We start from the raw sequence: 26,537 nt of genomic DNA, 5'->3' as shown, positions 1-26,537 counted from the left end.
ATCAAGCAGGTGCTGCTGCACTAGCGGTTAAACCAATTGCTTCTGCATATTTAAGATAAGTTTCCACTGAAGAAACCACAACACGAGCCTCTACAGATAATAACTCAATACCAACTAATGAAACTTTAACCCAAGCATCAACAACAATGCCTTTATCTAAAATACGATCAACAACTTCAGCAAGACCTGATGAGTCAGTTGACTTTTGAATAGTAGCCATTTGAATCTCCCTATTTTATTTTTCAATCATAAAAAATTTTACTCCATCAGAAATGACACGCGTCACTTCTATGAAAACACTGTAGCATAGGCGATGCCACGCTGCATTTTTATTGTATTTATAAAAACCAATTGATTTCCAAGGTTTTTTATACTTGTACCTAACTAATATGATAACGACCAAATCAATTTATCCAATAAAAGCTATGGAGTAAAATCCATAATAGGGTTTATATTCCATAGACAAGCAAATAAAGTAGTAGGTATTAAAGAGATATCCTCAAAAATATAATTAAAGTATTTTTAAAATATCACTATGAGTAAAAGGTTTTGCAATAAAATCATCAATCAAACCTTCTGATAAGGCCTTTTGGATGGTAGGGTCATCTTTATAATAATAACCAGAAACCAAGACCACTTGCAATTCAGGCATCAATTTATGCACTTCTCTTGCTAATTCAAGCCCCTCAATATCCGGTAATTTGGCGTCCATAAAAACACGACTAAAGTGATTTTTTTCTATCATAGGCAATACTTCTGCACCTGTTTGTAATGTGACGACTACCCCACCAGCAGAACCTAAGATACGCTTCATTACCCAGCCAATATCTGGCTCATCATCAACGACTAGATATTCTGCTTTTTTACACAAAATCTACTCCCTTTTTTGCAAAGGAAGTTTCACAGTAAAGGTGCTCCCTTTACTAGGGATACTCTCTACCAAAATGCTACCAAAGTGTTGTTTAATAATTGAATAGCAAATCGCCAAGCCTAACCCAGTGCCTTTTCCTATAGGAGATGTGGTATGAAATGGGTCAAATATTTTATCAAAATCAGCAGGATTTATCCCGACCCCAGTATCTTTTACTTGAACCTCAACACAATCTGAATTTGGATAAAGAAAAAATTTAACTACTAAATTTCCACCATTTTGCATAGCATTAACTGCATTTAAACATAAGTTTAGAAAAACCTGCTGCAGTAAACTAGCCACACCATTTACCAATACAGCTTGCTCAGGAAGTTGACTACTGACACAAATATTTTGTACTTTAGCATGACTGTCAATTAAGGTTAATGCTTCTTGAACCACCCTCACTAAATCAACTGATACCATTTCTGAAGCAGTGGTTGGTCGTGAAAATCGTAATAAATTTTCTATAATAGAAGAAATTTTCTCAATACTGACTTGTATTTTATCAGCACACTCACGGGCAAAGTCAGTGAGCAAAGATTCTGCTTGAAGAAATTGAGCCGCAGATGAACAAATCGCTAACGGATTACGAATTTCATGAGCAATTCCTCCAGCCATGACTCCTAAAGCAGCAATTTTTTGTGATTGTCTTAATTGGTATTCCAACTTACGCTGCTCAGTTAAATCTCGCCCAACAGCAACAAAACCAACCACTTTTCGATAATCATCCATCATCGGTGAAACCACCCATGATACTGGAATCATCTGGCTAGCTTTAGTAATAAGTTCCCACTCCGCAGTATGTACATCAGTCCCTGTACAAAAGTGACTAAGAAAACCTTTGATATCTGCTACCTGACTACAAAACTCAGACCAACAATGGCCTTTAACATCATTAAATTTAAATCCTGATAGCTTTTCTGCTGCTGAATTCCACGTCAGTATACGCCCAGATAAATCAGTCGATAACACAATATCTTGGGCACTTTCGACCACGCTGGCTAAATGTCGTTCCATTCGTCGTACTTCTTCACTTAATCGAACCTGCTCAGTCACATCCTCCATCAATAACACAACCAATCGCACACTGTCATCAGCACCAATCGGTAAAATACTATAATAATAAGTTCGAATTGGTATACCAGGGGCACGGTAAGTCATCCGGTGACCACGTATAAGCCGTTTTTTTTCAAAACAATCATGTACCTGCTTTTTAATACTGGTATGCTCTAAAATAACAGCCGGGAATACTTCTTCCAACCGTCGGCTAATGGTATCCTTCATTAGTCGCTGACTTTTTTCTAAAAAATTTCGATTGACAGAGACTATCCGCAAATTTTCATCCAATACTAAGATAGAGGAAGGGATTGCATCCAATAAAATACTATAAAGCTGCATTTTATCAGGCAAAGTCAAACACTGAATGTCTGTCAGCATTTAAGAGTAACCTCTATAATATTCGAATTAAAGTATATGACTACTTAATATCTAGTCGTTACCGTCTTGCAGGTTATAAAATTAATTCTATAATTTAACTAGCTGAGTCGGTTACAAAATTATAAGGTGCCCAAGGTCCACTCAGTAATAACTTACAGCTATTTGGCTCTGTATTTAAATGCTGGAATACGATATTAAAAGACTCTATTAACTCTTTTGCAACCAAGTAATAAATTGACAACACCTGTTGGCCTGCTTGAGACTTGGTTTCCCAGCAATATTCGCTATAAAGTCCGTGAAAAGCGCTATTGATATCTGCTACTAAGTGATTTACCACTGCATCATTAACCGTTTGATTATAGTGAGCTCTTCTTTCCAGCAAATACGCCCCTCCCTTTGCATACTGACCATCAGTTGCAAAGTTATTTTTCACTAAAAAGTGTTTACCATTAACTATGTCAACGTCGGCTATCCCATTAATAATGGATACTGGTAAGATTACCTTAATACTAAGTTCGGTAAAGTTAGCCAACGCAGTTAATTTTTGCAGATATTTTTGATAATAGTGTTTAAGGTGTGTAACTACCTCTTGTTCACTATTAAAACAACAACCAAAACGCATTGGAATGAGCGCGTAATGCTGATGTAGTATTTCTATTATCTGGTTAAATACTAAAGCATCATGAATAGCCTGCCCTTCGCTATGCTCAGGATGATAGTTATTTATTTTTTTTACTAAACTGCTTGTCTGCTGGACAGGATTATCAGAATAAAAACTATACGCACCAAAAATATCATGATGCCCAACCAAAAATACCTTGTTACCTTCCACCCCCTCAGGCAATGCCACTAATACATCTGCTCCCTGTAAATTATGAAATAAACAATACAACAAACACTTCATAAGGTGGCTGTTAATGACTCAGTAGTAAAAGGTGCTTGGCAAAAACTGTAAGGTGGCCAGCGATTGCAGGTAAACTGTAATCCGTAATTCTGCCAGTAATTATTCCTGTCTTCTATTATTTGTAACAGCTGATCTTGCCTGTCTGTTGCGACCAACAATGCTAAATTCAATATATTTTCAGCTTGTCTGCCACCATTTAAGGTAATATGACTCATAGTTACTACTTTTCGCTGGCACCACTCACGGGCTAATATTGATAACTCAGTGGCGACTTCCTGACAAGTTTGCTGTACCCAGGTATTCACCTGTTTACTAAACTCTCGGCGCAAACGCTGTTCCTGCAAATGCCGTATACCAGCAGAACTTGATAGTTTATTTTGATGTTGCTGACAGGTTGTTTCCCATAGTTTTTCCTGCGCTTGTTTTTTATCAAGAAACCCCTTTACTGCCCATTCATCAAAATTAGCAAATGTGATCAGTGCTTGTATAATGTCCCGTTGGTAACACGTCATTTGCTCAACCAGTTGAGTGGCAGAAGAAAATAACGTTGCCAGCCCCACTGGATAAATAGGTGTATACTGCCAAACTTGCTCTACCACTTGTTCATGCTGATAAGCCCGTTGCGTCAACCACTCAGGGTTTTGCAAATTGGCTTCAGCTTCAAACCCGGTAAAGAGATCAATCGGCACTTTACTAACAATAGCCGCCAACTGTTGATGGTAATAAATAAAAACTGGAAATCCTGCAATCCCTGCAACAGTAATTTCTTCTCGCAACGCTATATTGTCAATAAAACCATAAACATAAATCGCTTGATCATTTTGTAGCAATAATTCTGCAGCCGATCTAGCCATGACGATGTTTCCAAGTATCCTCCAGCGCTGCTGAGAAATCAGCTTCTTCAATACAGACTTGCATAGTATCCGGCTTGTCCATGGTGGCAATAGCTCGCCGAATAGCAGCAATAGCCGCTTGATTACAAACACCAGCAATATCCGCCCCACTAAAGTCTACCGTTTGATCCGCTAGGCTAGCAGCAGAAATACTAGATACAACCGGCTTATTGTTAAGGTGAATAGTAAAAATTTGTTCACGATCCCAGGCACTAGGCAATGCTATTTCTACCACTTGATCAAACCGTCCAGGTCTTAACATAGCAGGATCAATTAAATCAGTACGATTAGTGGCGCCTAATACAAACACTCCTTTCAACTCATCGATACCATCCATTTCTGCCAAAAACTGGCTTAATACCCGTTCAGATACGTGGGAGTCTGTTCCTGCCGCACTGCGTGCTGGCACTACACTATCAATTTCATCAAAAAATATTATACAAGGGGCAGCTTGTCTGGCTTTATGAAAAACCTCCCGCACGGCCCGCTCAGACTCGCCTACAAATTTGGACATTAATGCAGGACCTTTCACACTGATAAAATTCACCCCACTTTCATTAGCAACGGCTTTGGCCACTAAGGTTTTTCCTACCCCTGGCGGACCACCCAATAACACGCCCTTGGGTGGTCTTACTCCAGCTTGCTGGAATAATTCAGGGTATTTGAGTGGCCACTCTACGGCCTCTTTAAGACTCTTTTTAACATTTTCCATTCCTCCCACATCACCCCAATGTACGTCGGGTACTTCAACAAACACTTCACGGATAGCTGATGGCTCGACTTCACACATAGCAGCTAAAAAATCATCCATCTGGACCTGGAGCGTTAACAACTGTTCAGAGGGAATTTCTTCTAGTGTGAAATTAATATCCGGCAAAATACGGCGTAAGGCGACCATTGCCGCTTCACGACATAAAGCTTCTAAGTCAGCTCCAACAAAACCATGGCTGCTATCAGCGAGTTGTTCCAGGTCAACATCTTCAGCTAAAGGCATGCCACGGCTATGAATTTCTAAAATAGCCAGCCGTCCATGACGATCAGGTATCGGTATCGCAATTTCCCGGTCAAATCGGCCCGGTCGCCTTAAGGCAGGATCCAAGGCATTAGGTAAATTGGTGGCAGCAATAACAATTACATTATTGCGTTTATTCAGGCCATCCATTAATGCTAACAACTGGGCAACTACCCGCTTTTCCACTTCACCAGTTACTTGATCACGACGAGGAGCAATCGCATCAATTTCATCTAAAAAAACAATACTCGGCCCTTTTTTGCTGGCTTGCTCAAATACCTTGCGTAATGCTGCTTCACTTTCTCCATAAAACTTGTGCACAATTTCCGGACCACTGACAGAAAAGAAGTTGGCCTCTGTTTCCTGTGCAATAATCCGTGCAATTAAGGTTTTTCCACAGCCAGGTGGTCCATGTAATAACACCCCTTTAGGTGCATCAATACCTAATCGTTCGAATACTTCTGGGTAACGTAAGGGCAGTTCAATCATTTCACGAATGCGGTGTAATTGGTTTTTTAAACCCCCCACATCTTCATAAGATGCTGTTAATGAGGTTTCATTTTCCTGGGATTTACCAATGATTAATTCTGTGGTGGGATTAATCAATACCGCGCCTCGTGGCACTGTGCTCTGAACTCGAAAATCTGCTGAACCACGACCAAATAACGGTACATGAACTCGATCGCCCTCCATTACTGGCAACCCATCCACTAAATTGCAAATATAATCTAAATCTCGTTGTTTAGGGGTAACAGTAAGCGGTGCAATCACCAAACGTTCTGCATGGCGTGCTCGAACTGGCTGAATAGTCAATTGTTCATCTAATTTAACACCCGCATTTTGTCGGGTAATACCATCTAACTGAACCTGACCTTTACCCCGCATTTCCTTGTAAGCTGGCATTAATTTAGCCACAGTACGACGCTTGCCAAATATTTCTACAATATCGCCTACATCCATGCCCAACTGTTTGATATCCTCAGGCCCCATCCGTGCAAACGAACGCCCAACATCTTTGCTTAACGCTTCTGCCACTTTTAGTGTCAAAGCTTTATGGGAGTTTTTTTCTTTATCAGGTTGTTCGTCCATGAGTTTATCACTGTCCTTTTTATGTTATCCCTTAAGTCGGCGTCTTAACACGTTCTAGCTTTATTTCCACTACTCCATTTTTGACTCTAACCGTCATGCTGTCTTCATTGAATCTTTCAGGTAATAACATTTCTTTACGGTATTTTTTATCACCTCGCTCAGCAGTAAGAATTAAAATGTCGTCTTTCAATTCCAACTTTAAGTCATGTTGATTGATACCAGGCATTTCACCTACCAACAACACATGATCGTCTTCTTCAAAAATATCTACTAAGGGCTCACGCACGTCTTTTATTTCGGTTTTACCAGTCTTTTTATTACGATATACATTACCAAAAGGCTCAACCTGCACTTCTGAATCACCTTGTTCTCCTAGCCCCATTTTTACCGAAAAACCAAAAACTCCTTTTGCTTCTTGGCCTTCTTTGAGCTTGAATTCCATTTCACCAGTACGTTTCAAGTGCTCGCCAGCTTCAGCCAGCTCTGTCATTTTTTCCACTAACCCATTTAAGCCTTCCAAAATGCCGCCAAAATGCACACCAGCGCCACCGCGCTCATTATCCTTTGCCATAACCTAGTTCCTATTTTTTCTACCCCAAGTGAAAGGGAGATTATGCTATTCCATATCTTTTTAGCTTAGTATGAATTGTTTTGTAGTCCACCTGAAGTAAACGCGCCGCTTCTGCTTTATTACCATTGGTAAATGCTAATACTTCAGTTAAAACCTGTTGTTCAACAAATGCAGTATTTTTTTTCACAATTTCTTTCAACGAAAGTCCTTGATAGGGTACCTTATCAAGGACTTGAATAATGTCGTTGTCTTTAGGAGGGTCAAGCTGAATATGCTGTGCAGTAATCATCTCTTCTGCCAATAATACTGCACGTCGCACCACAGTTCGTAATTGTCGAACATTACCAGGCCAGTCATACGTTTGTAATTGGCATTGAGCTTCCTTGGAAAATCCATTGATAGATTTTTTCAACTCTTGGTTAGAAGCTTGACGAAACCTGTCGGCTAAAAACAAAATGTCTTCAGAACGTTCACGAAGTGCTGGTAAGTTAATTGCGAATTCATTCAGCCGGTAATAAAGATCCTCTCTAAACTCACCATTAGCGACAGCAGCTCGTAGATCTTGGTTAGAAGCCGCCAGCAACCTTACATCCACAGGAATAGCTTTGGCTCCACCTAACGGAAAAATCACCTTATCCTGCAATGCACATAATAATTTCATTTGAGATGACAGTGACATATTAGCCACTTCATCTAAAAATAATGTCCCGCCCTGTACTAACTCAAACTGCCCAGCTTTACGACAGTTAGCCCCCGTAAATGCTCCCCTTTCATAACCAAATAGCTCACTTTCTAACAGGCTTTCAGGAATAGCGCCACAATCTAAAGCAACGAAGTTTTTTTTAGCACGTGGGCTGGCATCATGAATGGTTCTGGCTAACAAGCTTTTTCCAGTACCAGTTTCGCCTTGTAATACTACAGTAAAACTGGTTTGTGCTACCCGTCTGACATCAGCAGCGATGTGCGCAATTGCTTCACTTGGCCCCATTTGTTGATGAAGCTGGGCTTCCACTTCAATAGCTGAGCTGGCTTTAACAGTGGCTTGTTTTCTCTGTTCTAGCGCACAACGAATCACCCGCATTACATGTTCATGATTAAAAGGCTTCGAAATATAATCCACCGCGCCAGCTCGCATGACTTCTACTGCATCAGCAACACCTGCATGACCGGTAATCATAATCACAGGGAGCGCTGGTCGCTGTTGTAAAACCTGCTTTAACAATTCAATCCCAGTCATTTCAGGCATTTGCACATCAACCAACATTACATCAGGCCAGACTGTCTTAATCTTTTTCAATGCTGCATAGCCATCATGTACAGTTGTTGTTTGGTAACCATGGGTTTGCATCAAATAACACAGCATCTGACACATATCCAAGTCATCATCAACAATTAGTACTTTACCCTCTTCAGCAACTGACACCCTACTTCCCTCAGCCATTACTTTTTTGTGCAGCTGCAATTGGATTAATTAACTGAATATCATTAGGTAAAAATCCTACAAGGTTATGTAACATACCTAAAAACAGGACGGCTGTTTCGTTTTCCGCTAAGGTTGCATTAATCCGTTCCGCAATAAACTGGTCCCGTAGCTGCAGTAATTGCTTAGCCTTTGCGATTGATTGCTGCTGATGATCGCTATTATTTGCAATTTGGGTTAACTGATACTCTTCACGTAACAACTCCGGTGACTCCGTTCCCATCAATGTCGCGCCTTTGTCCATTAAATCCAACAGTAGCTGATGATTGATACTGCCCTGCTCTGCCAAGTCACAAACAATTTGCTGCTCTTTTCCACATACCGGTAAGCCATCTTGATATAATTTCACTTTGCTAAAATTAAGTCGCAAACTATGCACAAATTGTTTTATTTCATTCCAAGCTTTCATAATTAAAGCTTGCTGCTGATCCCAAGCCTGTTGTCCCTGCTGATTAATTTTTTGTTCACGGACCGAAGCAGCTAAACTCCCTAGATCAATCTGAGTATGAATAATTGGAATTTGAATAATGACCCGATTAGCAACGGTGGTTTCATGTGTATTGTTCATGTTAGTAACGAGTATCTCTTCCAGATGAAGCTATCACAAACGCTAATATATATGGGGTATTCCATATCAGGCACTGATTTTATTTTTTGTTCTTTTTCAACAGCCTAGGGCCTGTTAACAGGAAACACATCTAGTGTAGTACGGGAAAGACGTTTTGGTGGGAATTCGTATTATTAACTGAGGTTGCTTTGAAGGTTAAACAAAATAATCAACCAACCCAATACCTTGTTGATTATTATCTACACCAGTTGTGGTTGTTTCATCCAACTCATCATCCATGTCATCTGCTGCATCAGCATGCAAACCGGACTGACGATTAGACTCAGAAAATTGCTGGTTGGACACATCTACATTAACCAAATCAATACCTTGCTGGGAAAACATTTCACGTAACCGAACTAACTGCGCCTCAATACTCTCCCGCACACTGGCATGGTGGCTGGCAAACTGAACATTCGCCTGATCTTGAGTCACTTGCACCCTAACTTCTACCATTCCTAAGTCAGGTGGGTCTAATTGAATATGGGCAGTTTTTACGCCTTGTTGAACCAGCCAGACCACCCGATCAGAAAACTGCTGCCCCCAATTAGGATGAGGCATGGGTAAGGGTAATTGCGAAGCAACCACTGACGGTTGTGCAAGCTGTCCCGAGTTGACATTGACACTTGCACTGCCAAACTGCAAAGCAGGAAATTGTGGCAGATGGGGTTGTGAATTGTCCTGCCCTACCGAATTTAATAGTGGAAACTCTAAACGCTGCTCAACACCAACCTGTAAGCCCATGAACCCCAACTGATTATTAAGCTTGTCAGGGCTTAATAAAGTGGTCAATGCCGTACTATTTTCCCCACTCAACAACTGAGTTTTAACATCCGCCAGTGCATTACCTAATAATTGATGGGGCATGGTTTGATGAGGAGATAAACCTCGCTCTGCTTTAGCTAAATCCTGCCAGTTAAACTGAAGTAATCCTTCCTTTTTCATGATCTCAGCAAAAGGACTTGGCTCACTCAAAACACTGAGAATAGGGTCTGTCTGCTGATCACTTTCCTGCTTCACCTCACTTACCTCTTTTAACCGCTTGGAAGTAGAAGAGGTGCTTTCCATTAGCGTGCTAATATCCATTTCAGCTTGCTCACCTTCCTGTTGGCTGGGTTGCTCAGTTGTTAGCAGCAAGGTTTTATCCAGTAGTGCAAAAGCCTCTGTTTCTGATATCGCTTCTACTAGGGATAGCTCAGTGTTACTGTCATCAGTTGGCTTTGCTATTGGCGTAGCTTCGGTTTTCTGTTGGTGCGGTTTTACTGATTGAGGCTGTTCATGATTAGACTCTGTGGCAACGTTTTGCCGTTGTTTATCCAAAGTTTTCTGAAAAGGTTTGCCATCAGCTGCCGCTACCGCTTGCTGATTATTAACAACTGGAGGCTCTTCCGGCTGATTTTTCACCGGTTTCTGTTTTGCCACACCAAGATTTAATAAGAAAGTATCCACTGCTTAGCTCACTTACTACTTTACTGACTTATTTGTTGCTAACAATATAGCTACCTGAATTTGCCGCTTACTTTTGCTACTCAGGAAAAGGAGCAATGGCTATGCCAAACAGGTAAGCGAAGAAAGTCAGTTAATGGTGCTTTTTAAAAACCCTTCAACTAACTTATATTCCTGTTCAATAGCAACCAAAACTGACTCTGTATCGCTTATATCACCCCTCTTGCCTTTTTCTTCAAGGGTTAAGCACATATTCCCCAACGGCATGATCCCCATATTAAAGCAACTGCCTTTCATACTATGGGCCAACTCACGCAATCGACTAGCATCGCTTTCAGCAATAGCACTGGCCATTCCCTCAATTCGTGTAGCACTATCCCGCATAAAGGTATTAACAAGCACTGCGTACTCATCTTCCATTACAGCTTTCAGTTCAAGAATGGCATCCATATCTAAATGTGATTCAATCATCCCACCTCCTCATCGCTTCCTTTCGGGATGGCCAATTTTTTTCTAATCATTTGTCCATGCAAAAACCACTTCCACACAATTTCCCTTACCAAGATAAACCACCTGCTGACAAAATGAACGTAATAGGCTGACGCCTCGTCCATGAAATAATTGATCATCCATGGCATTTTGAAGCTGTTGATAGTTAAAACCTGGGCCACTGTCTTCAACTCTAATTTGAACACTACCACCTTGCACAGTAGGCTGATGATTAATTGAAAACCGAATATAGCCCTGCTTTAACCACTGTAAGCGGCTTTCTCTTTCTGCATAATATTCAGAAAACCCCTGGCTGGAATGCTTAAGCGAAGAACTCATTTGTAGTACACCATGCTCCAGCGCATTGGAATACAGTTCTGATAAAATGGTATACAATTTACTGTTATGTAATCCCAAACCAGGAATTTCCATCAAACAATGCAGCACTAAAGGGATTGGGTTATAGTGGCGCAACGTTTCCGGGCGAAACTCAAAATTAACTGACCAGTTTTGTGCACCTCTCGCAGCAGACACTTCAAAAACTTCATCTTCATCTGCAAACGTTTCCAGCGGCACCATAGTGACTTCCACCATGGTCAAGTCATCTGTAGGTTCGCCAATAAAGCTAAATACCGATTCACGAATTTCATTAAACAAACTATCAATTTGCTGATTTTGCTTAAATACCTGTAACAACCGATCCACACCAAAAAACTGTTTGGATTCGTCCTGTGCTTCAATGACACCATCACTCATCAGTAATAATCGATCGCCATCAGCCATTTCTATCAACTGATAATCGGCATTAAATTTTTGTGCACCAAGAATGCCTAAAGGTAAATGCTGAGAAGCAAGTGTTTCAAACTCACCCGTACAACTGCGGTATAAGTAACAGTCAGGTAAACCACCAATCCATAGTTTAACGAGCTTACTGGTAAAATCGATATCGACCATCACCGCACAGCAAAAGCTAGAGACAGGTAATACCTTTTTTAATTTACCATTAATTTCTGCTAACACTTCTGGCATGGAAAAGCCTTTATAAATCATGCCATAAAAGATTTCAGATAACGGCATTGCACCAATAGCAGCAGGTAACCCATGACCAGCAAAATCACCCAACAATACCATCATTCCCCCCGATGGTTTTCGTGCAGCCACAACAATGTCACCATTAAAAATGGCAAATGGAGATTGCACAGCACGTAAATTAGGGGCATTCAAGCAACCCGAGTGGGCTACCTTATCAAAAATTTCTTTTGCTACGGTTTGCTCATGCAGTAAGTATTGATTGTGCTCAACTATTTTGTCCCGCTGCTCCTGCAACGTATTATGCATCATCCGCATGCGGTTAAAGGCATTGATTTTTGCACGTAAAATAGTGGCATTATAAGGTTTAGATAAAAAGTCATCCCCTCCTACATCTAAACAACGAGCAAGTGACTCAGCATCCGTTAATGACGTAAGAAAAATAATAGGGACTAGTTCTTCACCCGCTAATGTTTTAATTTGCCTTGCTGCTTCCAAACCATCGACATTAGGCATCATGACATCCAGTAATACCAAGGCAGGATGTTCTTGTTGGTATAATTCAACGGCTTCTGCACCATCAGTTGCAATGACAACCCGGTGCCCCAACTTAGTGACTATTGTCTTTAAAATAAGCCGGTCTGTCTCTGTGTCATCGGCAATTAATATGGTGAGCCCCATAGTTTTACGCTTAAACACCAAAATAAGTGATCAGGCCAAGCAACAGCCTTGTTTTATGGATGACTGAATTTGTTGAGCCAAACTACCACTAGCACCATTATCTTATTACCCATTATATTAAAGGTGTCATTAGTGTTAGCTGATTATTGGGTGCCCTACATCAACTGTTGTCACACGACATTCATCGTATAATTCCCGACTAACGAGAAATGCATACCTTGAGACGAAACAGTGAAAAACTACTGAATAGCAAATAGCTGCTCAAAATTAGAAATTAATAGAATTTTTTTAACATCCGGCTTGCAGTTGACAATTTTAATATCAGCTTCGTCACCACCGGCGTGATCACGCAATAATAACAACATGCCTAGCGCCGAACTATCTAAATAGGTTGTTTCATTAAGGTCAATCACATACTCGGCAGGACGCCCTGAAATGCGCTCATAAGCATCGCGAAATGCTTGGTGCTCACCAAAATCGAAGCGACCTTGAATTTTGATGGTTAGTTTGCCATCCTCTGACTTACTTGTGGATATTGCCATCGTATCCCCCTTGATTCATTCCCTTATCTTTTCAGCATAGCATTAATCAACTTAATAGTGCTTATGAGATTGATGGACTGCCACCCATTCATCCAATAGCCGTTGTTCCTTTCGGGTTAACTGCACCTGTTCTGCAGCTGCTATTCTTGCCTGCAATTGTTCCACTTTTCTGGTTTCCTGATGGGCAAGTTTCCACTGTTCCCTAGCCTGCTGCCACTGTTTAGTCACGGTAACAAGCTGCTGTTGCTGCTGCTCAATGGCTCTGCCTAGTTGTGCCAAAAAGCTGCTCATCATTTGCAAATGCTGCACATTCACATGAGGCCCCGCAGCCTGTTGCTGATACTCTGCTTGAAACTGAAACAATTGCTGCAGTTGTTGCTCAGCCAACAAACATTGTTGCTGACATTGCTGCAAGTATTGCCCTGCTGAAGCCTCCCTTGCCTGGTTAACTTTTAACACTACCTTAAGTTGTTGTGCAGGTTTCATCATCATTGCTCCCAGCATACTGCTCAGCCATTACCAACAGCTTATTATGTACGGTACTGTCGCGATGCCCTTACCCCATAGGAGTTGATAACAATTGTTCCAGTTGGCTGATACTGTCAGCCAGGTTCGCTTGTTCATTCAATCCTTGGGTTAAATAGTGCTCCAACTGAGGTCTTCGTAAAATCGCTTCATCTGTTACAACATCACTTCCTTGGGTATAGGCCCCAATGTTGATTAAGTCACGGTTTTTTTCAAAAGCAGAGACTAATTGTTTTAACCGTTGAGCATGAGCCAAGTGACTGGCATCAACAATAGCAGGCATCGCACGGCTAATTGAGGCTTCAATATCAATCGCAGGGTAATGGCCTGCATCAGCCAAGTGACGGGACAACACTAAATGGCCATCCAAGATTGCCCGAGACGCATCTGCAATAGGATCTTGCTGATCATCCCCTTCAGCCAGCACAGTATAAAATGCAGTGATTGAGCCACTGCCCTGAGCACCGTTACCGGCGCGTTCTACCAGCTGAGGTAGTTTAGCAAACACGGAGGGAGGATAACCTTTAGTGGCAGGAGGCTCACCAATCGCCAAAGCAATTTCCCGTTGCGCCTGGGCATACCGGGTTAATGAGTCCATCAATAATAAGACACTCTTGCCTTGATCACGAAAATACTCAGCAATTCTCGTGGCTAACATTGCAGCCCGTAGCCGCACTAACGGTGAGTCATCCGCAGGAGAAGCGACTACCACTGAGCGAGCTAACCCTGCTTGCCCCAAGGTGTGGTCAATAAACTCTTTCACCTCACGGCCCCGTTCACCAACCAGCGCCACCACAGTGATATCAGCTGCAGTAAAGCGAGTCATCATGCCCAGCAAAACACTTTTCCCAACGCCACTACCAGCAAATAACCCTAACCGCTGGCCCCCACCAACCGTTAGCAACCCATTAATTGCCCGAATACCAACATCCAGTGGTTCCTTGATTGGCCGCCGTGAAAGTGGGTTGATCATTGGGCCATGAAGCTCCACATAATCTTCCACGTCCAGTGGCCCCTGCCCATCAAGAGGTTTTCCTAACCCCCCGAGGATGCGGCCTAATAAGCCAGCCCCTACTGGTACCAAGGTTTCACTGGCCACTGGAATCACCTTCGCTCCTGGATGAATCCCTTCTGCGGACGTCAATGGCATCAAAAATAACTTATCGCCAGCAAAACCCATCACTTCAGCTTCAACCTGAGTGTTATCGTCTGCCACGACCATACAACGCTGGCCGGTAGAAATCCGACAACCAACAGCTTCTAAAGTTAGCCCTACCATCCGGGTCAAACGACCTTCCACTAATGGCTGAACTGGTTGAGTTAAGCTCTGTTGATAAGGCTTAAGCCTCTCTGTCAGGGGAATCCGCAGATTGGTCATTTGGTATAGCCTGGGGGGGTTCAGTTAGATCAGAAGCAACTTCCGGGGTTGCTTCCGTAGTTTCTTTTGAAATAGAAGGCTGCTGTTGAATAGTTTGTGCGTGAGCGTGTAAGTGTTGTTCAGCCAATCTTTCAGTTAACTGACTCAGCCGAGCTTCTACGGAAGCATCCACCAAACTGTTGGCTGTTTCTACTCGACAGCCGCCGGGTAATAATTTTTCATCTGGCAGGAGCTGCCAACTTTCCCCCTGCTGGGTAATATGTTCATTGATTAGGTCAATATCCTGAGGGTTTAAGAAAACCTTGATCTGTTGATCTGTCACAGGCATCGCTTGAATAGCCGCTTTGGCTACTGCAGTTATTTGCTGTGAGTCTAGCAACAGCTCACGCTGGATAACTTGCCTGGCAATGGTTATCGCAATATTCACCAATTGCTGAGTCAATGCTTCATCCTGTTCAGCAATTGGGTCATACAACGCATTAATCAATTGTTGTAAACGCCCCATTTGCTTATGCATCTCTTCAACGGCTGCTTCCTGCCCCTGTTTCAATCCTTGCTGATAACCCGCTTCTTGCCCTGATGTTAATCCTTCTTGGTAGCCTGCCGTTTTTCCCTCTTCTAGGCCAGTTTGCCAACCCAATTGCTTACCTTCATTAAAACCGGAATGGAAGCCTTGTTCCTGCTGTTGATCTGACTCACTTAGGGCGGGTGCAGGGCTTGCTGCTGGGGACTCAGCAGTTGAAACTGCTGTTGGCTGGGGGGAAGCCGGCATGGGAGCCTGTCCTGTAGGCTCTGTTGCCGGTGTTTGAGGTGCTGCTGATGCTTGTTGCTGGATCGACTTACTGGCAGGCGACCGTTCAGGATCTCGCGTTCGATGCTTAACGATATGCCGAGCATTGACAAACACTGGTAAGCCAAATGGCTTAACATCTGCCGCCTCACCTGCCGAAATTACCCGTTCAACATCCTTTCTTGTCATACACTGTTGCCACTACTTAATTTGAGAGTTGGGCCTATACCATTTCCTCACCGCCTTTACCTAAGGCAATTTCACCCGAATCAGCCATCCGCCTGGCAATGCTAAGGATTTCTTTTTGTGCCGTTTCCACTTCACTTAACCGAACAGGGCCTTTGGCTTCCAAATCATCTTGCAGTAATTCGGCAGCCCGTTTAGACATATTTTTGAATATTTTTTCCTTTACCGCCTCATTAGCACCTTTTAATGCCAGGATTAACACATCAGACGACACTTCACGCATTAATGCTTGAATACCACGGTCATCGACATCAGAAAGGTTGTCAAAAACAAACATTAAGTCCTCAATTTCAGTGCACAGGTCTTCATCTACTTGCTTGATAGACTCCATCAAAGGAGCTTCGATGGAACCTTCTACATAGTTCATAATATCTGCAACCCTTTTCACCCCTCCCATTGAGGTAGTTTTGGTTGAGCCACTACCAGAAAACTGGCGTTCCAGAATATCATTCAACTCTTGTAATGCTGCTGGCTGCACTGTAGTCAAGTTAGCAACCCGCAACATAATATCCAGGCGCACTTTAGCATCGAAATAACCTAGAATTTCTGCTGACTGATCAGCATCCAGATAAGCTACAACAATCGCCTGAATTTGTGGGTGTTCATAACGAATAATGTCAGCCACTGCCCGCGGCTCCATCCATTTTAAGGTATCCAATCCTGTCGTGTTACCACCAATCAGGATACGATCAATCAGCCCGCTGGCCTTATCTTCTCCCAGTGCCTGAGTGAGCATATTGCGAATATAGCCATCTGCCCCCATCCCTAAGCCTGTTTCGTGACGGACAATTTCAACGAAGTATTTCAGCACTGAAACCACTTTACCGCGGTTAACATTTTCCAGCTGAGCCATCATTGCCCCAACCTTTTGCACTTCTTTTGGCCCCATATGTTTTAACACTTCAGCAGCGTCAGCCTCTCCTAAGCTCAACAAAAAAATAGCAGAGCGTTCAACTCCAGACATTTTTGCAGCTTCAGCCGTTTCTTCAGAAATAGGGGCAGGCGTTTCTGGTTCAGTCATCTTCCGATACCCAATGCTTAATGACCAATGCAACCCGACCAGCATCCTCACTAATCAGCTCTCTCACGGCATTAAGCTGCTGCTCATAACCTTCATGAGGACCTGGTAACAGGATGCTGCCACCCGCACCGCCAGAAATACTAACCTGATCTTCAGCCAACCCACCGTCTTCACCTAGGCTTTCCAGCTCTTCAAAGGCTTCCATCCCCCCAACACCACCTGCGCCAGCTGCTTCAGGTGCAGGCTTGGCAAATAAATGACGAACCATTGGTTTTAAAAAACCAAATAATAAAATCAGTAAAAATAATCCGGCCAATACCAGTTTGATGATTTCCCAGAACCAGGGTTGCGTCCAAAACGGAATTTCTTCAATCGCTTCCGTTGGCACATCGACAAAAGCAGAGTTAATCACATTCACACTATCGCCCCGTGATATATCAAACCCCACTGCATCTTTGACTAACTGCGTGAACCTGGCTAGCTCATTCTCATCCCACGGCGTACGAACTACTTCACCAGTATCAGGAGCAGCTGTCACCAAGTCATTGACTACCACTGCTACCGTCAAACGCTTTAATCGCCCTTGTTGAAAACGGGTATGGCTGATGGTTTTATCTAGCTCAAAGTTACGAGTCGCTTGTACTCGCACATCCGTTGGCTTTGCAGCCGTGGCCTGGCCTTCTGCCTGTCCTCCCTCGACTTGCTCAGGTACGGTCACCTCTCCCGGCGGCTGGTTAGACAGTGCCCCAGGAACTCCCCCTTGCCCTGCACCCGTTTTACGGCTTTCATCCAAGGTTTGTTCACTACGCAGGGCTGGTGTATCAGGGTTAAACAACTCAGATGTCTGCTCAATAGCAGTAAAGTCAATATCTGCTGAGACTTCAGCCTTATAGTTATTTCGACCCAGCACTGGCTCTAAAATGTTGTGTACCCGCTGAACCAAAATATCCTCTACTTTGTTGATATATTCCCGCTGCTGATTAGCCAACTTGAGTCGACTCTCTTCAACAGTGGATTCTACAGAAAGCAGCTGGCCATGCTGATCCACCACAGCCACTCGCTCAACGGGCATATCTGGCACACTGGCTGCCACCAGGTTACGAATGGCCTTGACCTGCTCAGGCTTGAGGGTGCGAGTTCCATATAACTCCAGAAAAACCGATGCAGAAGGCAGGCGGGCATCACGAATAAACACGGAGCGTTTGGGAATAGCTAAGTGTACTCTGGCATTTCTGACGTTATACAAACTGGCAATGGTTCTCGCCAGCTCCCCCTCGAGTCCACGCCGATACCGCGCATTTTCTAAAAACTGACTGGTACCCAGACCTTGTTCTTTATCCAGTACCTCAAGACCTACATTGGTTTCATCCATCACATCTGCGGCGGCTAGTGCCATTCGTGCCTTCGCCACTTGATCAGCCTCAACCAGAATGATGCCGCTGTTCGGCTCAATTCTATAGTTGATTTCACTATCCTGTAGTGCTTGGATGACTTGAGCGCTGTTAAAGCCTTGCATCGAGCCATAAATAGGGCGGAAGTCTGGGGACTGGGACCACATGACAATCGCAAAGCCAATCGCCACGCTGGCTGCCAACCCCACCATTAAGGCAATTTGCCTGGCAATTGACAGACTGCTGAGTGAGTCAAAAAGCCCACCCCCGAAACGGTTTGATGACGCAGTTTGATCACCCACAACGGCAGGCTGTTGATTGCTGTTAGATTCAGCCTCAGTTGTTGCCATTGCAATAATACTCAACCATTAAATTGGCATTTTCATGATCTCTTCATAAGCACTGACAAGCTTATTCCGCACTTCTACCATTGCATCAAAGGCCACTCTGGCCTTTTGACTTTCAACCATCACCTGGGGCAAATCAATTGTGGTATCCCCTCGCGTGTAGCGGTCTTTTAACTCACTGCTAACTTGCTGCTGAGTATTCACCGCATCAATAGCCTGTTTAAACATATCCCCAAAAGAAGGCGTCACTTGCTTGACATCCCCTTCGGTATTCTGCTCATTAGCCTGCAACTTACCAGGCAGAGGCTGTGCCATGGCTTCTGCCTGCATAGCCCTCATTTCAACCAGTAAACGATTCATGGATAACTGCGAAGACATATGTAACTCCCTGCGCACCCGATGACAAACAATTGGCTTTCTAACAGGAGGCTGCATTTTTTACGCCATACATTAAGTTAGGCTAAAAATAGTTAGCTTATTCAGATAGTTATAATAAAGAGTTAAAGAAGTTTTTGATGTTTTCTTCGGACCCTGTTACATATCTAAGAAGGTTTCTTATTTACTATAGCGAAGGTGTTGAAATAACCCTGTAATTGATTAAATCAGAGAGTTGCCAAATTGAAGATTTTAATAACGGGTGCCGCTGGCTTTATTGGTAGTGCTATTGTGGCTGAATTATTACACCAGGGGCATCTGGTGTGTGCTTGTGTACGAAACCCACGTAATTTACCGGATCATCCCAACTTGTCGATTACTCAAGTAAACCTAGCCAACTACTTAACCCCTGAAAGCTGGTTACCCCATTTAAAGCACATTGACGCAGTGATTAATTGTGCAGGGATTTTAACGGAGTCCAAGCCAGGTGATTTTGAGCAATTACATTACCAAGCGCCTAAAGCACTAGCTGAAGCCTGCTTACAACAAGGCATCAACTGCTTTATTCAGTTATCTGCTCTTGGAAACCCTACTGATGGTGCCTTTATCAAGAGCAAACATCAGTTTGATGATTACCTTATTGAGTATTTTCCATCAGGCATTATTGTCAGGCCATCTGTTGTTTTATCTTGCCGGGGCTCCTATGGAGGCACTTCACTAATGAGAGCGATAGCCAGTTTGCCGGTGATTCCCCTAGCTGGAGATGGCAGCCAACAATTTCAGCCTATTTTATTGGAAGACCTGGCCAATGTTGTTAGCCGGCTGCTGACATATCAAGGAAACAAGCGGGTTTTTTATCCCGTTGGTCCAGAGGTGTTATCTATCAAAGATTATTTAGGTTCCCTAAGGCGGTGGTTAAAATGGCCTGAGCCTCGCTGGTTACCCACTCCTATAAGTTTGTTTAAACCATTCACTAAATTGAACAGTAAACTCAATATTGTACCGTTTAATGACACACTTTTAGCTATGCTGGAACAGGGTAATGTCGCACCGGATAATGAATATCAGGATTTGACTAAGGAGTTGAATTACATACCACAATCTGTCAAAACGACACTATTAAACACCCCTAGTTTTGTCCAAGACCGCTGGCATGCTCGACTTTATTGGGTGAGGCCCATACTTTGGTTTGCCATTGTACTTATTTGGCTATTTTCAGCTGGAGCTGGCTTTCTGACAAACCCAGATCAGTTCTCCCCTATTTTAAATGATCTGTCAATTCCAACTGAATACCAATCAACACTTGTGGTAATCACCAGTGTATTAGACATCAGTTTATGTATTTTATTTATTCTAAACTGGCGACCGACGTTAATTCTGGGTTTAATGGTATTATCAGTTTTAGGTTACACCTTAATGTTAGGGGTATTTGCGCCATTTACTTGGCTAGATCCTTTGGGTGGACTTATCAAAAATGTAGCGGTTTTAATGATGATATGGTGTTATTGGGCAATTAAAGAAGCACGTTAAAGGTATACCTAATAATGCACTTTTTTAGATGCACCCTTATGTAAACTTATGAGTCAGATATGAAATAACAGAATACCCTGTTATCTCATATCCCCTAGTTTTTACAACACCCCGCTTAAGGTAAAGAATTAAATGGCTGAGTATTATTTATTATTAAAATTAGTGCATATCATTTCTTCCACTTTGCTGTTCGGTACTGGATTAGGTACGGCATTTTATATGTGGCGTGCTGATCGTAGCCAAAACCTGAATACCATCGCCATTACCAGCCAAAATGTCGTATTAGCTGACTGGCTGTTTACCACACCTGCTGTCATTATTCAGCCTGTTACAGGTATTTGGATGTTAATGCTGGTGGGATTACCCCTCACCACTTCTTGGGTAATGGCAAGTTTGCTTTTGTACGTAATCATTGGGCTATGTTGGCTACCAGTAGTTTATATTCAAATTAAAGTCGCTAAGCTAGCCAAAACAGCACTTAGCAAAAACCAACCACTACCCACCCGCTATCGAAAATTAATGACTTATTGGTATAGCTTAGGCTGGCCCGCTTTTATTAGCGTAATCATCATTTTTTATTTTATGGTGTTTAAACCCACTCTTTGGTGACCTTAACTATGAAAGTACTGCATACTCGCCAGGCATACGTTTTAGAACAAATTAACCAATTTAATCAACAGTCCAGTGATGCTGATCGACGTTTAAAGTTTGAAAAAATGCAAGTGTCTCCCTTTGTTTTTTTCAGAGGCACAAATCACATTTACTGGCACGACGTTTCCCGTGACTGGCGCATCAGCCTTTATGGTGGTCGCCCCGAAACACAAGTGTGGTTGCAAGGTGATGCCCATGTGTATAATTTTGGTGCCCTGCACGATCACTATGATCGGGTTTACTATGGTATGGATGATTTTGACGATGCCATTATTGCTGATTACCAGTTCGACTTATGGCGGTTAGCCTCCAGTTTAGTTTTGGACTTACAACAGCGTGATTATTATCAACAAGACTTTGCTGAAGAAGCAATAAAGTTATTAGGTTCGGCCTATTTACAAGGTATTGTTGCTAGCGAAGCTGATGACTCTACCATTTATATTGAGAATGCAGCCAAACCAATTAGAAAGTTTTTGCAAAAAGTCCATAAGAATAATACCCGCTTAAGCATGCTAGAGAAATGGACTACACCTGACTTAAACCACTTCAATTATACAAATGCTAAACTGATTGAACTATCTGATCATGTTAAAACAAACTTAACAGGGGCTTTACTGGACTATCACCGTTGCCAACAGTCCGTTACTCAAAATTTTACCAGCCGTTTTGAAGTATTAGATCTAGTAAAACGAGTCAAAGCCGGTATGGGCTCGCTAGGTAATCAACGCTTTTATGCATTAATCCAAGGCCCCACCCCGGAAGAAAATATTATTTTAGACATTAAACAACAACAGCAACCCGCCGCTATTCGTTGCTTTTCGAAAATTGAACAAAACTGGTATAACAGCCAATTTACCAATGAAGGCCAGCGCCATGCCAATGCCTACTCCGCAATTGCTGAACACCCAGATGCCTGGCTAGGCTGGCTAAATTATAACGATGAAGTTTATTCTGTAAGAGAACGCTCCCCATTTAAAAAAGACTTTCCCACCCATAAGCTATTTAAACCCAAGCACTATTTAACAATAGCTGAAGTATGGGGCGAAATATTAGGCAAAGAACATGCCCGCGGCTCTATTCAAGTACAAGAACCCAACCACCGATTTATTCATTACGTTAAAAATGAGCTAATGGAAAATCAAAAGGATTTTATCAAACTCCTATCTGCAGTCTCAGTGCACTATGCTAGATGCGTGGTGCAAGATTGGGAGTATTTTAGAGGTGGTGGTTTATCATAAAAATGAGATAAAGGTTTTATCACAAAGAAAAGCAAGACTATAGGTGTTAACCTAATCATTATAACAGAGTCAATATAATAACTCAGTGTCTACCATGGAGTAGCTGGATATACTTTCGCTACTCCTGAAAAGTAAAAGGCAACCTATCTCCCCACTTTTCGATATGCACCTTTTTGTGCCTGATTTTCCTGATATTGTTTCATCCACTCGACAAATCTAGCAGCAGGTAATGGAGGAGTAAACAGATAGCCTTGGGCTTGATCGCACTTTAAATCCTGTAAAAATTCCAGTTGTTTTTTCGTTTCTACACCTTCAGCAATTACCACTAAATTTAAGCTATGCGCAAGGCTAATCACGGAACGGACTATTGCTTGAGATTCATGATTATGAAGTAAGTCTTTGACAAAAAACCGGTCTATCTTGACTTTGTTAACGGGAAAACGCCACAAATAAGCCAAGGATGAATAACCAGTTCCAAAGTCATCAATAGAAATACCCACACCTCGTCGGGCAAAATGATGCAGCGCTTGGGAAACAGCATCAGCATCATTCATTACCATCGTTTCAGTAATTTCAACTTCTAAAAAGGCAGGTTCCATTGCCTGGTCCTGCAATACCCTATCAATAGTCCCCGTAATATCACCATATTTAAACTGTGAGGCAGATAAATTAACAGCAACTTGTAGTGCTCCCAACTGACTGACATCATTCCATACTTTACATTGCTTACACGCTTCTTCTAACACCCACTCACCAATATCAGTTATTAGATTACTTTGTTCAGCAATAGGAATAAATTTATTCGGGGTAATTAAACCTCTATCAGAGTGCTGCCAACGAATTAATGCTTCCATACCCACTACCTTAAAGGTATTTAAGTCAACTTTCGGCTGATAAAAAACTAAAAACTCATTGTTCATTAATGCACGATGCATGTCTTTTTCTAATTCATTACGTTCTTGTACTCGCTGATTCATTTCATCGTTATACATCCGGTATTGATTACGGCCAAGATTCTTGGCTTCATACATCGCCATATCAGCATTTTTTAATAGTTGATCACTGTCATTACCATCATAAGGAAATAAGGTAACACCGATGCTGGCACCAATGTGAATACTATGTCCTTCACAATCAACATTGCAATTCAGCAGATCATTCATTCGTTGTGCCATATTTTCTGCTTCAACTTCAGAACGTAAATCACTGGAAATAACTGCAAACTCATCCCCCCCTAGTCTGGCAGCAATATCAAACCCACGAATAGACTTTAATAAAATATTTGCTACTTTTTTTAGCAGCTCATCACCTACCATATGCCCTAGTGTGTCATTCACATCCTTAAACTTATCTAAATCAATGAAAAATAGCGCAACAATTCCATCAAACCGTTCAGCTCGATTAATATTTTTCTTTAATTCGTTTTGAAACATCACCCGATTCGGTAAATTAGTCAACATGTCGTATGATGCCAGATACTGCAACCGTTGCTCAGCCATTTTGCGCTCAGTAATATCAGTATGAATACCAACTACCCCACCATCACTGGTGGCATATTCTCTAAATTCAATAAAGCGATCTTGGTTTAACTCAATCAGGTGGGCTCGTCCTACTTTATCTCTAGTCTGAATGATGCTTTTAACCCAGGTTTCCAAAGGTACCTCAACTGAAACGACCCCTTCTCGATACATAACCCGTAAGATTTCTTGAAATGAAGCATGTTCCGGCAGCAACGTTAAACTATAAAAGTCTCTAAAGTGCTGATTACATAAAACAAGGTGATCTTTATCATCAAATAAGACAAACCCTTCCGACATGCTTTCAATTGCATCACTTAGTTGCGCTTTCGCTTTTTCTATTTCCTGGTTGGTAGTTTCTAATAAGTGGGTCTTCTCAGTTAGGGAGTGCATCATACCCGCTATACTGTCACTTAAAAACTCAAACTCAAAGACACCACTGTAATTCGGTTGATTCCCTTCTTTAATAGCTCCAATAATACGATTTATTGGGTTTCTTACTTTATAACTTAAGAAATAGAACATCAGCCCAGTCACAATCACAATGGTTATCAGCGCCACACTAAACGCATATCGGTAAATAGGCTGTTCCATTGTCCGCAATGCCTGTGCTTTAGGTTTCAATAAAATGATATGCCACTGCCAAGGTTGAAACAGCTGGGAATAAACAATATAACCTTCTAGCTTGGCAGGAATAAGCGATAAATTATTCGTTAACAACAAGTTTTCTATAATAGACAACGTTTCTCTAGGTAACTCTGTTTTAACAATCACTTCTTGGCGGTTTTCATCAAATACTACCACCCCCACATTATTTGCGCGCACAAAGTCCTCAATAGCCACCATTGTGGAAACTTTTTCCAACCTGACCAATTTTTCATTGGTGGCTTTACCGGTTTGAAATAGCTTATCTAAGTTAGTATCACAAATATACAAAACACTGCGGGATAACCAGTTGAGGTTTTCTCTAATTTGATGGTTAGCAGAATCAGAAATAGAGTACGAGGTAAATAGATATAAAGTGATTACCACCAAACTGACAAACACCAAAAAAGGGGTGAATACACGAAATGCAAAAGAGTTCGTTAATTTCTTTAGCATTACTCATACCTTTGTTGCTACTAATTGGCTTTTTCAGTCGGTATAAAAATAGGTAGTTTAGTTCGTAGTGCCTCAGGCCAAACAATTTCTTTCTTGCCTTGCTGCCATTGAATAGTAAGAGGGAATCTTTTCACTTGTACACCAGTTCGATCAACGGCATAACGCCCAATGAGGCTATAAGTGTCCAGTGTAAACAAGGCTTCTCTTACCTTATTTCGATCGAATGAGTTTGCTCGTTTGATAGCTGCTTCCAAAATTTGCCCAGCAGCAAAAGCCGTTGCAGCATGATAAGAAGGCGAAATGTTATAAGTCGCTTCAAAGTCTTTCGCAAATCCTTGTGATCCACCTTGGATGCTACCCTGATCTTTAATTTGTTCCCAAATGGAAATAGCAAAGGTATTTTCAGCTTCAGCAGGTCCTAGCTCAGTTAAATATTTTGGCAGAGTTGGGCCCACTGTGGCCAAATAACCCCGTGGCTGCCAATTAATTGCCGTTAATGCTCGACGCATTTCGACCGACTCATTAAAGTGGCCAGTCATCATTAGAATTTGCGCTCCAGATTGACGCACGGCTGTGGCTAACACCTTATAATTCACCAGTCCTTTTTCAAAAACCTGGTAAAACTTGATGGTTAAGCCCAAACGTTTAGCCCATTCCCGCGCACCTAAGCCAACACTTTTAGAGAAGCTGTCATCAGGACTAACGATGGCTAAGTTATCCTCCTCCATTATTAGCAGCATTTTTAGAAAGCCTAGGGTATAACGACTGGCTGGTGTCCACATACCAAATACATTACTAAAACCATGCTGCCATATCTTATCGGAAGCGGCACCTGCGGCTAACATAGGATAGCCATAACGCTCAGCCACTCCCGATACGGCTAGGGTAATACCGCTAGAATATGGACCAAAAATAAACTCAACTTTTTCTTTGGTAATCAGTTCTTCATATAACGCAGGGGCTAACATTTTTTGGCTTTGATCATTTTTTATAATAATCTCAACCGGTCGTCCTAACAAACCACCGCGGGCGTTAATCTGGCGTTGCCAAAGTCGATAAGCCTTTTGCTGCATATCAGCCATCAAGGCATACCGCCCGGTTAAACCCAGTGACAAGCCTATTTTGACAGGCGCTTTGGCAACAGCCCAACGACTTTCTAACCCTAGCAACAACAACCAGGCTATGAAAACCACCCACCTGATTATACTAAGTTGATAAAAAAGAATCACAATGTTTTATCAATACTTTTGCAGTAAATTAGTTACAGTATAATGAAGCTGTGCCTTCCGTGCTGACAGATTAACTCCCAAAAAAAGCAGTTATAAAAATTACTG

24 protein-coding genes are annotated in these 26,537 nt (G+C 42.2%); 3 read left to right on the top strand and 21 right to left on the bottom strand.

Features of this window, described 5'->3' with window-relative positions; translation table 11 throughout:
* Nucleotide 1: 1 nt before the first annotated feature.
* From gvpA to fliE, 19 genes are all read right to left on the bottom strand, one after another.
* Complete coding sequence (gene gvpA / locus G4Y78_RS11230; protein ID WP_163833110.1) at nt 2-220, bottom strand: gas vesicle structural protein GvpA; 219 nt, start codon at nt 218-220, stop codon at nt 2-4.
* Between the two features lie 291 nt (nt 221-511).
* Nucleotides 512-871, bottom strand: coding sequence for a response regulator (locus tag G4Y78_RS11225; protein ID WP_222937686.1), 360 nt, complete (start codon nt 869-871; stop codon nt 512-514).
* 3 nt (nt 872-874) lie between these two features.
* Entirely contained in the window at nt 875-2,350 is a 1,476-nt protein-coding gene (locus G4Y78_RS11220) for a PAS domain-containing sensor histidine kinase (RefSeq protein WP_163833109.1), read from the bottom strand.
* Between the two features lie 94 nt (nt 2,351-2,444).
* On the bottom strand, nt 2,445-3,254 hold the full coding sequence (locus G4Y78_RS11215; RefSeq protein WP_163833108.1) for a GvpL/GvpF family gas vesicle protein: 810 nt from the start codon (nt 3,252-3,254) through the stop codon (nt 2,445-2,447).
* On the bottom strand, nt 3,251-4,108 hold the full coding sequence (locus G4Y78_RS11210) for a GvpL/GvpF family gas vesicle protein (RefSeq protein ID WP_163833107.1): 858 nt from the start codon (nt 4,106-4,108) through the stop codon (nt 3,251-3,253). Before G4Y78_RS11210 ends, G4Y78_RS11215 begins: the two co-directional genes overlap by 4 nt.
* Complete coding sequence (locus G4Y78_RS11205) at nt 4,101-6,248, bottom strand: CDC48 family AAA ATPase (RefSeq protein ID WP_163833106.1); 2,148 nt, start codon at nt 6,246-6,248, stop codon at nt 4,101-4,103. The genes G4Y78_RS11210 and G4Y78_RS11205 overlap by 8 nt, the downstream gene beginning before the upstream one ends.
* Nucleotides 6,249-6,279: 31 nt before the next feature.
* Entirely contained in the window at nt 6,280-6,819 is a 540-nt protein-coding gene (locus tag G4Y78_RS11200) for an Hsp20/alpha crystallin family protein (RefSeq protein ID WP_163833105.1), read from the bottom strand.
* A 40-nt stretch (nt 6,820-6,859) separates the two neighbouring features.
* A complete protein-coding gene (locus tag G4Y78_RS11195; RefSeq protein ID WP_222937685.1) occupies nt 6,860-8,242 on the bottom strand; it encodes a sigma-54-dependent transcriptional regulator in 1,383 nt (460 codons plus the stop codon).
* A gap of 10 nt (nt 8,243-8,252) precedes the next feature.
* Nucleotides 8,253-8,867, bottom strand: a complete 615-nt coding sequence (locus G4Y78_RS11190; protein WP_163833103.1) for a hypothetical protein — start codon at nt 8,865-8,867, stop codon at nt 8,253-8,255.
* A 195-nt stretch (nt 8,868-9,062) separates the two neighbouring features.
* Entirely contained in the window at nt 9,063-10,355 is a 1,293-nt protein-coding gene (locus tag G4Y78_RS11185; protein ID WP_163833102.1) for a flagellar hook-length control protein FliK, read from the bottom strand.
* A 126-nt stretch (nt 10,356-10,481) separates the two neighbouring features.
* Nucleotides 10,482-10,823, bottom strand: a complete 342-nt coding sequence (locus tag G4Y78_RS11180) for an Hpt domain-containing protein (protein WP_163833101.1) — start codon at nt 10,821-10,823, stop codon at nt 10,482-10,484.
* 42 nt (nt 10,824-10,865) lie between these two features.
* Complete coding sequence (locus G4Y78_RS11175; RefSeq protein WP_163833100.1) at nt 10,866-12,551, bottom strand: ATP-binding SpoIIE family protein phosphatase; 1,686 nt, start codon at nt 12,549-12,551, stop codon at nt 10,866-10,868.
* Nucleotides 12,552-12,790: 239 nt separating this feature from the next.
* On the bottom strand, nt 12,791-13,093 hold the full coding sequence (locus tag G4Y78_RS11170; protein ID WP_163833099.1) for an STAS domain-containing protein: 303 nt from the start codon (nt 13,091-13,093) through the stop codon (nt 12,791-12,793).
* Between the two features lie 51 nt (nt 13,094-13,144).
* Complete coding sequence (gene fliJ, locus G4Y78_RS11165; protein WP_163833098.1) at nt 13,145-13,585, bottom strand: flagellar export protein FliJ; 441 nt, start codon at nt 13,583-13,585, stop codon at nt 13,145-13,147.
* A 64-nt stretch (nt 13,586-13,649) separates the two neighbouring features.
* A complete protein-coding gene (gene fliI, locus G4Y78_RS11160; RefSeq protein ID WP_163833097.1) occupies nt 13,650-14,996 on the bottom strand; it encodes a flagellar protein export ATPase FliI in 1,347 nt (448 codons plus the stop codon).
* The gene (locus tag G4Y78_RS11155; RefSeq protein ID WP_163833096.1) at nt 14,959-15,975 is read right to left on the bottom strand and encodes a flagellar assembly protein FliH; all 1,017 of its coding nucleotides are present in this window, start codon (nt 15,973-15,975) and stop codon (nt 14,959-14,961) included. The genes fliI and G4Y78_RS11155 overlap by 38 nt, the downstream gene beginning before the upstream one ends.
* Nucleotides 15,976-16,009: 34 nt before the next feature.
* Complete coding sequence (gene fliG, locus G4Y78_RS11150) at nt 16,010-16,996, bottom strand: flagellar motor switch protein FliG (RefSeq protein WP_456242957.1); 987 nt, start codon at nt 16,994-16,996, stop codon at nt 16,010-16,012.
* 49 nt (nt 16,997-17,045) lie between these two features.
* Nucleotides 17,046-18,794, bottom strand: a complete 1,749-nt coding sequence (gene fliF, locus G4Y78_RS11145) for a flagellar basal-body MS-ring/collar protein FliF (RefSeq protein ID WP_163833094.1) — start codon at nt 18,792-18,794, stop codon at nt 17,046-17,048.
* An 18-nt stretch (nt 18,795-18,812) separates the two neighbouring features.
* Complete coding sequence (fliE, locus tag G4Y78_RS11140) at nt 18,813-19,169, bottom strand: flagellar hook-basal body complex protein FliE (protein WP_163833093.1); 357 nt, start codon at nt 19,167-19,169, stop codon at nt 18,813-18,815.
* Between the two features lie 240 nt (nt 19,170-19,409).
* Between fliE and G4Y78_RS11135 the strand changes: the two genes are divergently transcribed.
* The 3 genes from G4Y78_RS11135 (at nt 19,410) to G4Y78_RS11125 (ending at nt 22,585) form a co-directional block, all read left to right on the top strand.
* On the top strand, nt 19,410-20,696 hold the full coding sequence (locus G4Y78_RS11135) for an NAD(P)H-binding protein (protein WP_163833092.1): 1,287 nt from the start codon (nt 19,410-19,412) through the stop codon (nt 20,694-20,696).
* 132 nt (nt 20,697-20,828) lie between these two features.
* Entirely contained in the window at nt 20,829-21,305 is a 477-nt protein-coding gene (locus G4Y78_RS11130) for a DUF2269 family protein (protein WP_163833091.1), read from the top strand.
* Nucleotides 21,306-21,313: 8 nt separating this feature from the next.
* Nucleotides 21,314-22,585, top strand: coding sequence for a DUF2252 family protein (locus G4Y78_RS11125; protein WP_163833090.1), 1,272 nt, complete (start codon nt 21,314-21,316; stop codon nt 22,583-22,585).
* 143 nt (nt 22,586-22,728) lie between these two features.
* On the opposite strand, the gene G4Y78_RS11120 is transcribed toward G4Y78_RS11125, so the two are convergent.
* Nucleotides 22,729-25,203: a putative bifunctional diguanylate cyclase/phosphodiesterase gene (locus tag G4Y78_RS11120; RefSeq protein WP_163833089.1), complete on the bottom strand. Its 2,475-nt coding sequence runs from the start codon at nt 25,201-25,203 to the stop codon at nt 22,729-22,731.
* 20 nt (nt 25,204-25,223) lie between these two features.
* Nucleotides 25,224-26,396 carry an amino acid ABC transporter substrate-binding protein gene (locus tag G4Y78_RS11115; RefSeq protein WP_163833088.1) on the bottom strand — a complete coding sequence of 391 codons (1,173 nt, stop codon included), beginning with the start codon at nt 26,394-26,396 and terminating at the stop codon, nt 25,224-25,226.
* Nucleotides 26,397-26,537 lie beyond the last annotated feature (141 nt).

Source organism: Spartinivicinus ruber (assembly GCF_011009015.1).
Taxonomy (GTDB): Bacteria; Pseudomonadota; Gammaproteobacteria; order Pseudomonadales; family Zooshikellaceae; genus Spartinivicinus; species Spartinivicinus ruber.
Note: the sequence above shows the minus strand (reverse complement) of the source record. Positions and strands in the feature narration are given on the sequence as shown.

What these genes read in the sequence shown, in the direction of transcription:
- gvpA (WP_163833110.1), bottom strand. Translation starts at nt 220, where the DNA reads ATGGCTACTATTCAAAAGTCAACTGACTCATCAGGTCTTGCTGAAGTT.
- fliG (WP_456242957.1), bottom strand. Translation starts at nt 16,996, where the DNA reads ATGTCTGGAGTTGAACGCTCTGCTATTTTTTTGTTGAGCTTAGGAGAG.
- G4Y78_RS11170 (WP_163833099.1), bottom strand. Translation starts at nt 13,093, where the DNA reads ATGGCAATATCCACAAGTAAGTCAGAGGATGGCAAACTAACCATCAAA.
- G4Y78_RS11220 (WP_163833109.1), bottom strand. Translation starts at nt 2,350, where the DNA reads ATGCTGACAGACATTCAGTGTTTGACTTTGCCTGATAAAATGCAGCTT.
- G4Y78_RS11215 (WP_163833108.1), bottom strand. Translation starts at nt 3,254, where the DNA reads ATGAAGTGTTTGTTGTATTGTTTATTTCATAATTTACAGGGAGCAGAT.
- G4Y78_RS11200 (WP_163833105.1), bottom strand. Translation starts at nt 6,819, where the DNA reads ATGGCAAAGGATAATGAGCGCGGTGGCGCTGGTGTGCATTTTGGCGGC.
- fliE (WP_163833093.1), bottom strand. Translation starts at nt 19,169, where the DNA reads ATGTCTTCGCAGTTATCCATGAATCGTTTACTGGTTGAAATGAGGGCT.
- fliJ (WP_163833098.1), bottom strand. Translation starts at nt 13,585, where the DNA reads ATGATGATGAAACCTGCACAACAACTTAAGGTAGTGTTAAAAGTTAAC.
- G4Y78_RS11130 (WP_163833091.1), top strand. Translation starts at nt 20,829, where the DNA reads ATGGCTGAGTATTATTTATTATTAAAATTAGTGCATATCATTTCTTCC.
- G4Y78_RS11125 (WP_163833090.1), top strand. Translation starts at nt 21,314, where the DNA reads ATGAAAGTACTGCATACTCGCCAGGCATACGTTTTAGAACAAATTAAC.
- fliI (WP_163833097.1), bottom strand. Translation starts at nt 14,996, where the DNA reads ATGACCAATCTGCGGATTCCCCTGACAGAGAGGCTTAAGCCTTATCAA.
- G4Y78_RS11180 (WP_163833101.1), bottom strand. Translation starts at nt 10,823, where the DNA reads ATGATTGAATCACATTTAGATATGGATGCCATTCTTGAACTGAAAGCT.
- G4Y78_RS11155 (WP_163833096.1), bottom strand. Translation starts at nt 15,975, where the DNA reads ATGACAAGAAAGGATGTTGAACGGGTAATTTCGGCAGGTGAGGCGGCA.
- fliF (WP_163833094.1), bottom strand. Translation starts at nt 18,794, where the DNA reads ATGGCAACAACTGAGGCTGAATCTAACAGCAATCAACAGCCTGCCGTT.
- G4Y78_RS11190 (WP_163833103.1), bottom strand. Translation starts at nt 8,867, where the DNA reads ATGAACAATACACATGAAACCACCGTTGCTAATCGGGTCATTATTCAA.
- G4Y78_RS11210 (WP_163833107.1), bottom strand. Translation starts at nt 4,108, where the DNA reads ATGGCTAGATCGGCTGCAGAATTATTGCTACAAAATGATCAAGCGATT.
- G4Y78_RS11205 (WP_163833106.1), bottom strand. Translation starts at nt 6,248, where the DNA reads ATGGACGAACAACCTGATAAAGAAAAAAACTCCCATAAAGCTTTGACA.
- G4Y78_RS11175 (WP_163833100.1), bottom strand. Translation starts at nt 12,551, where the DNA reads ATGGGGCTCACCATATTAATTGCCGATGACACAGAGACAGACCGGCTT.
- G4Y78_RS11120 (WP_163833089.1), bottom strand. Translation starts at nt 25,203, where the DNA reads ATGCTAAAGAAATTAACGAACTCTTTTGCATTTCGTGTATTCACCCCT.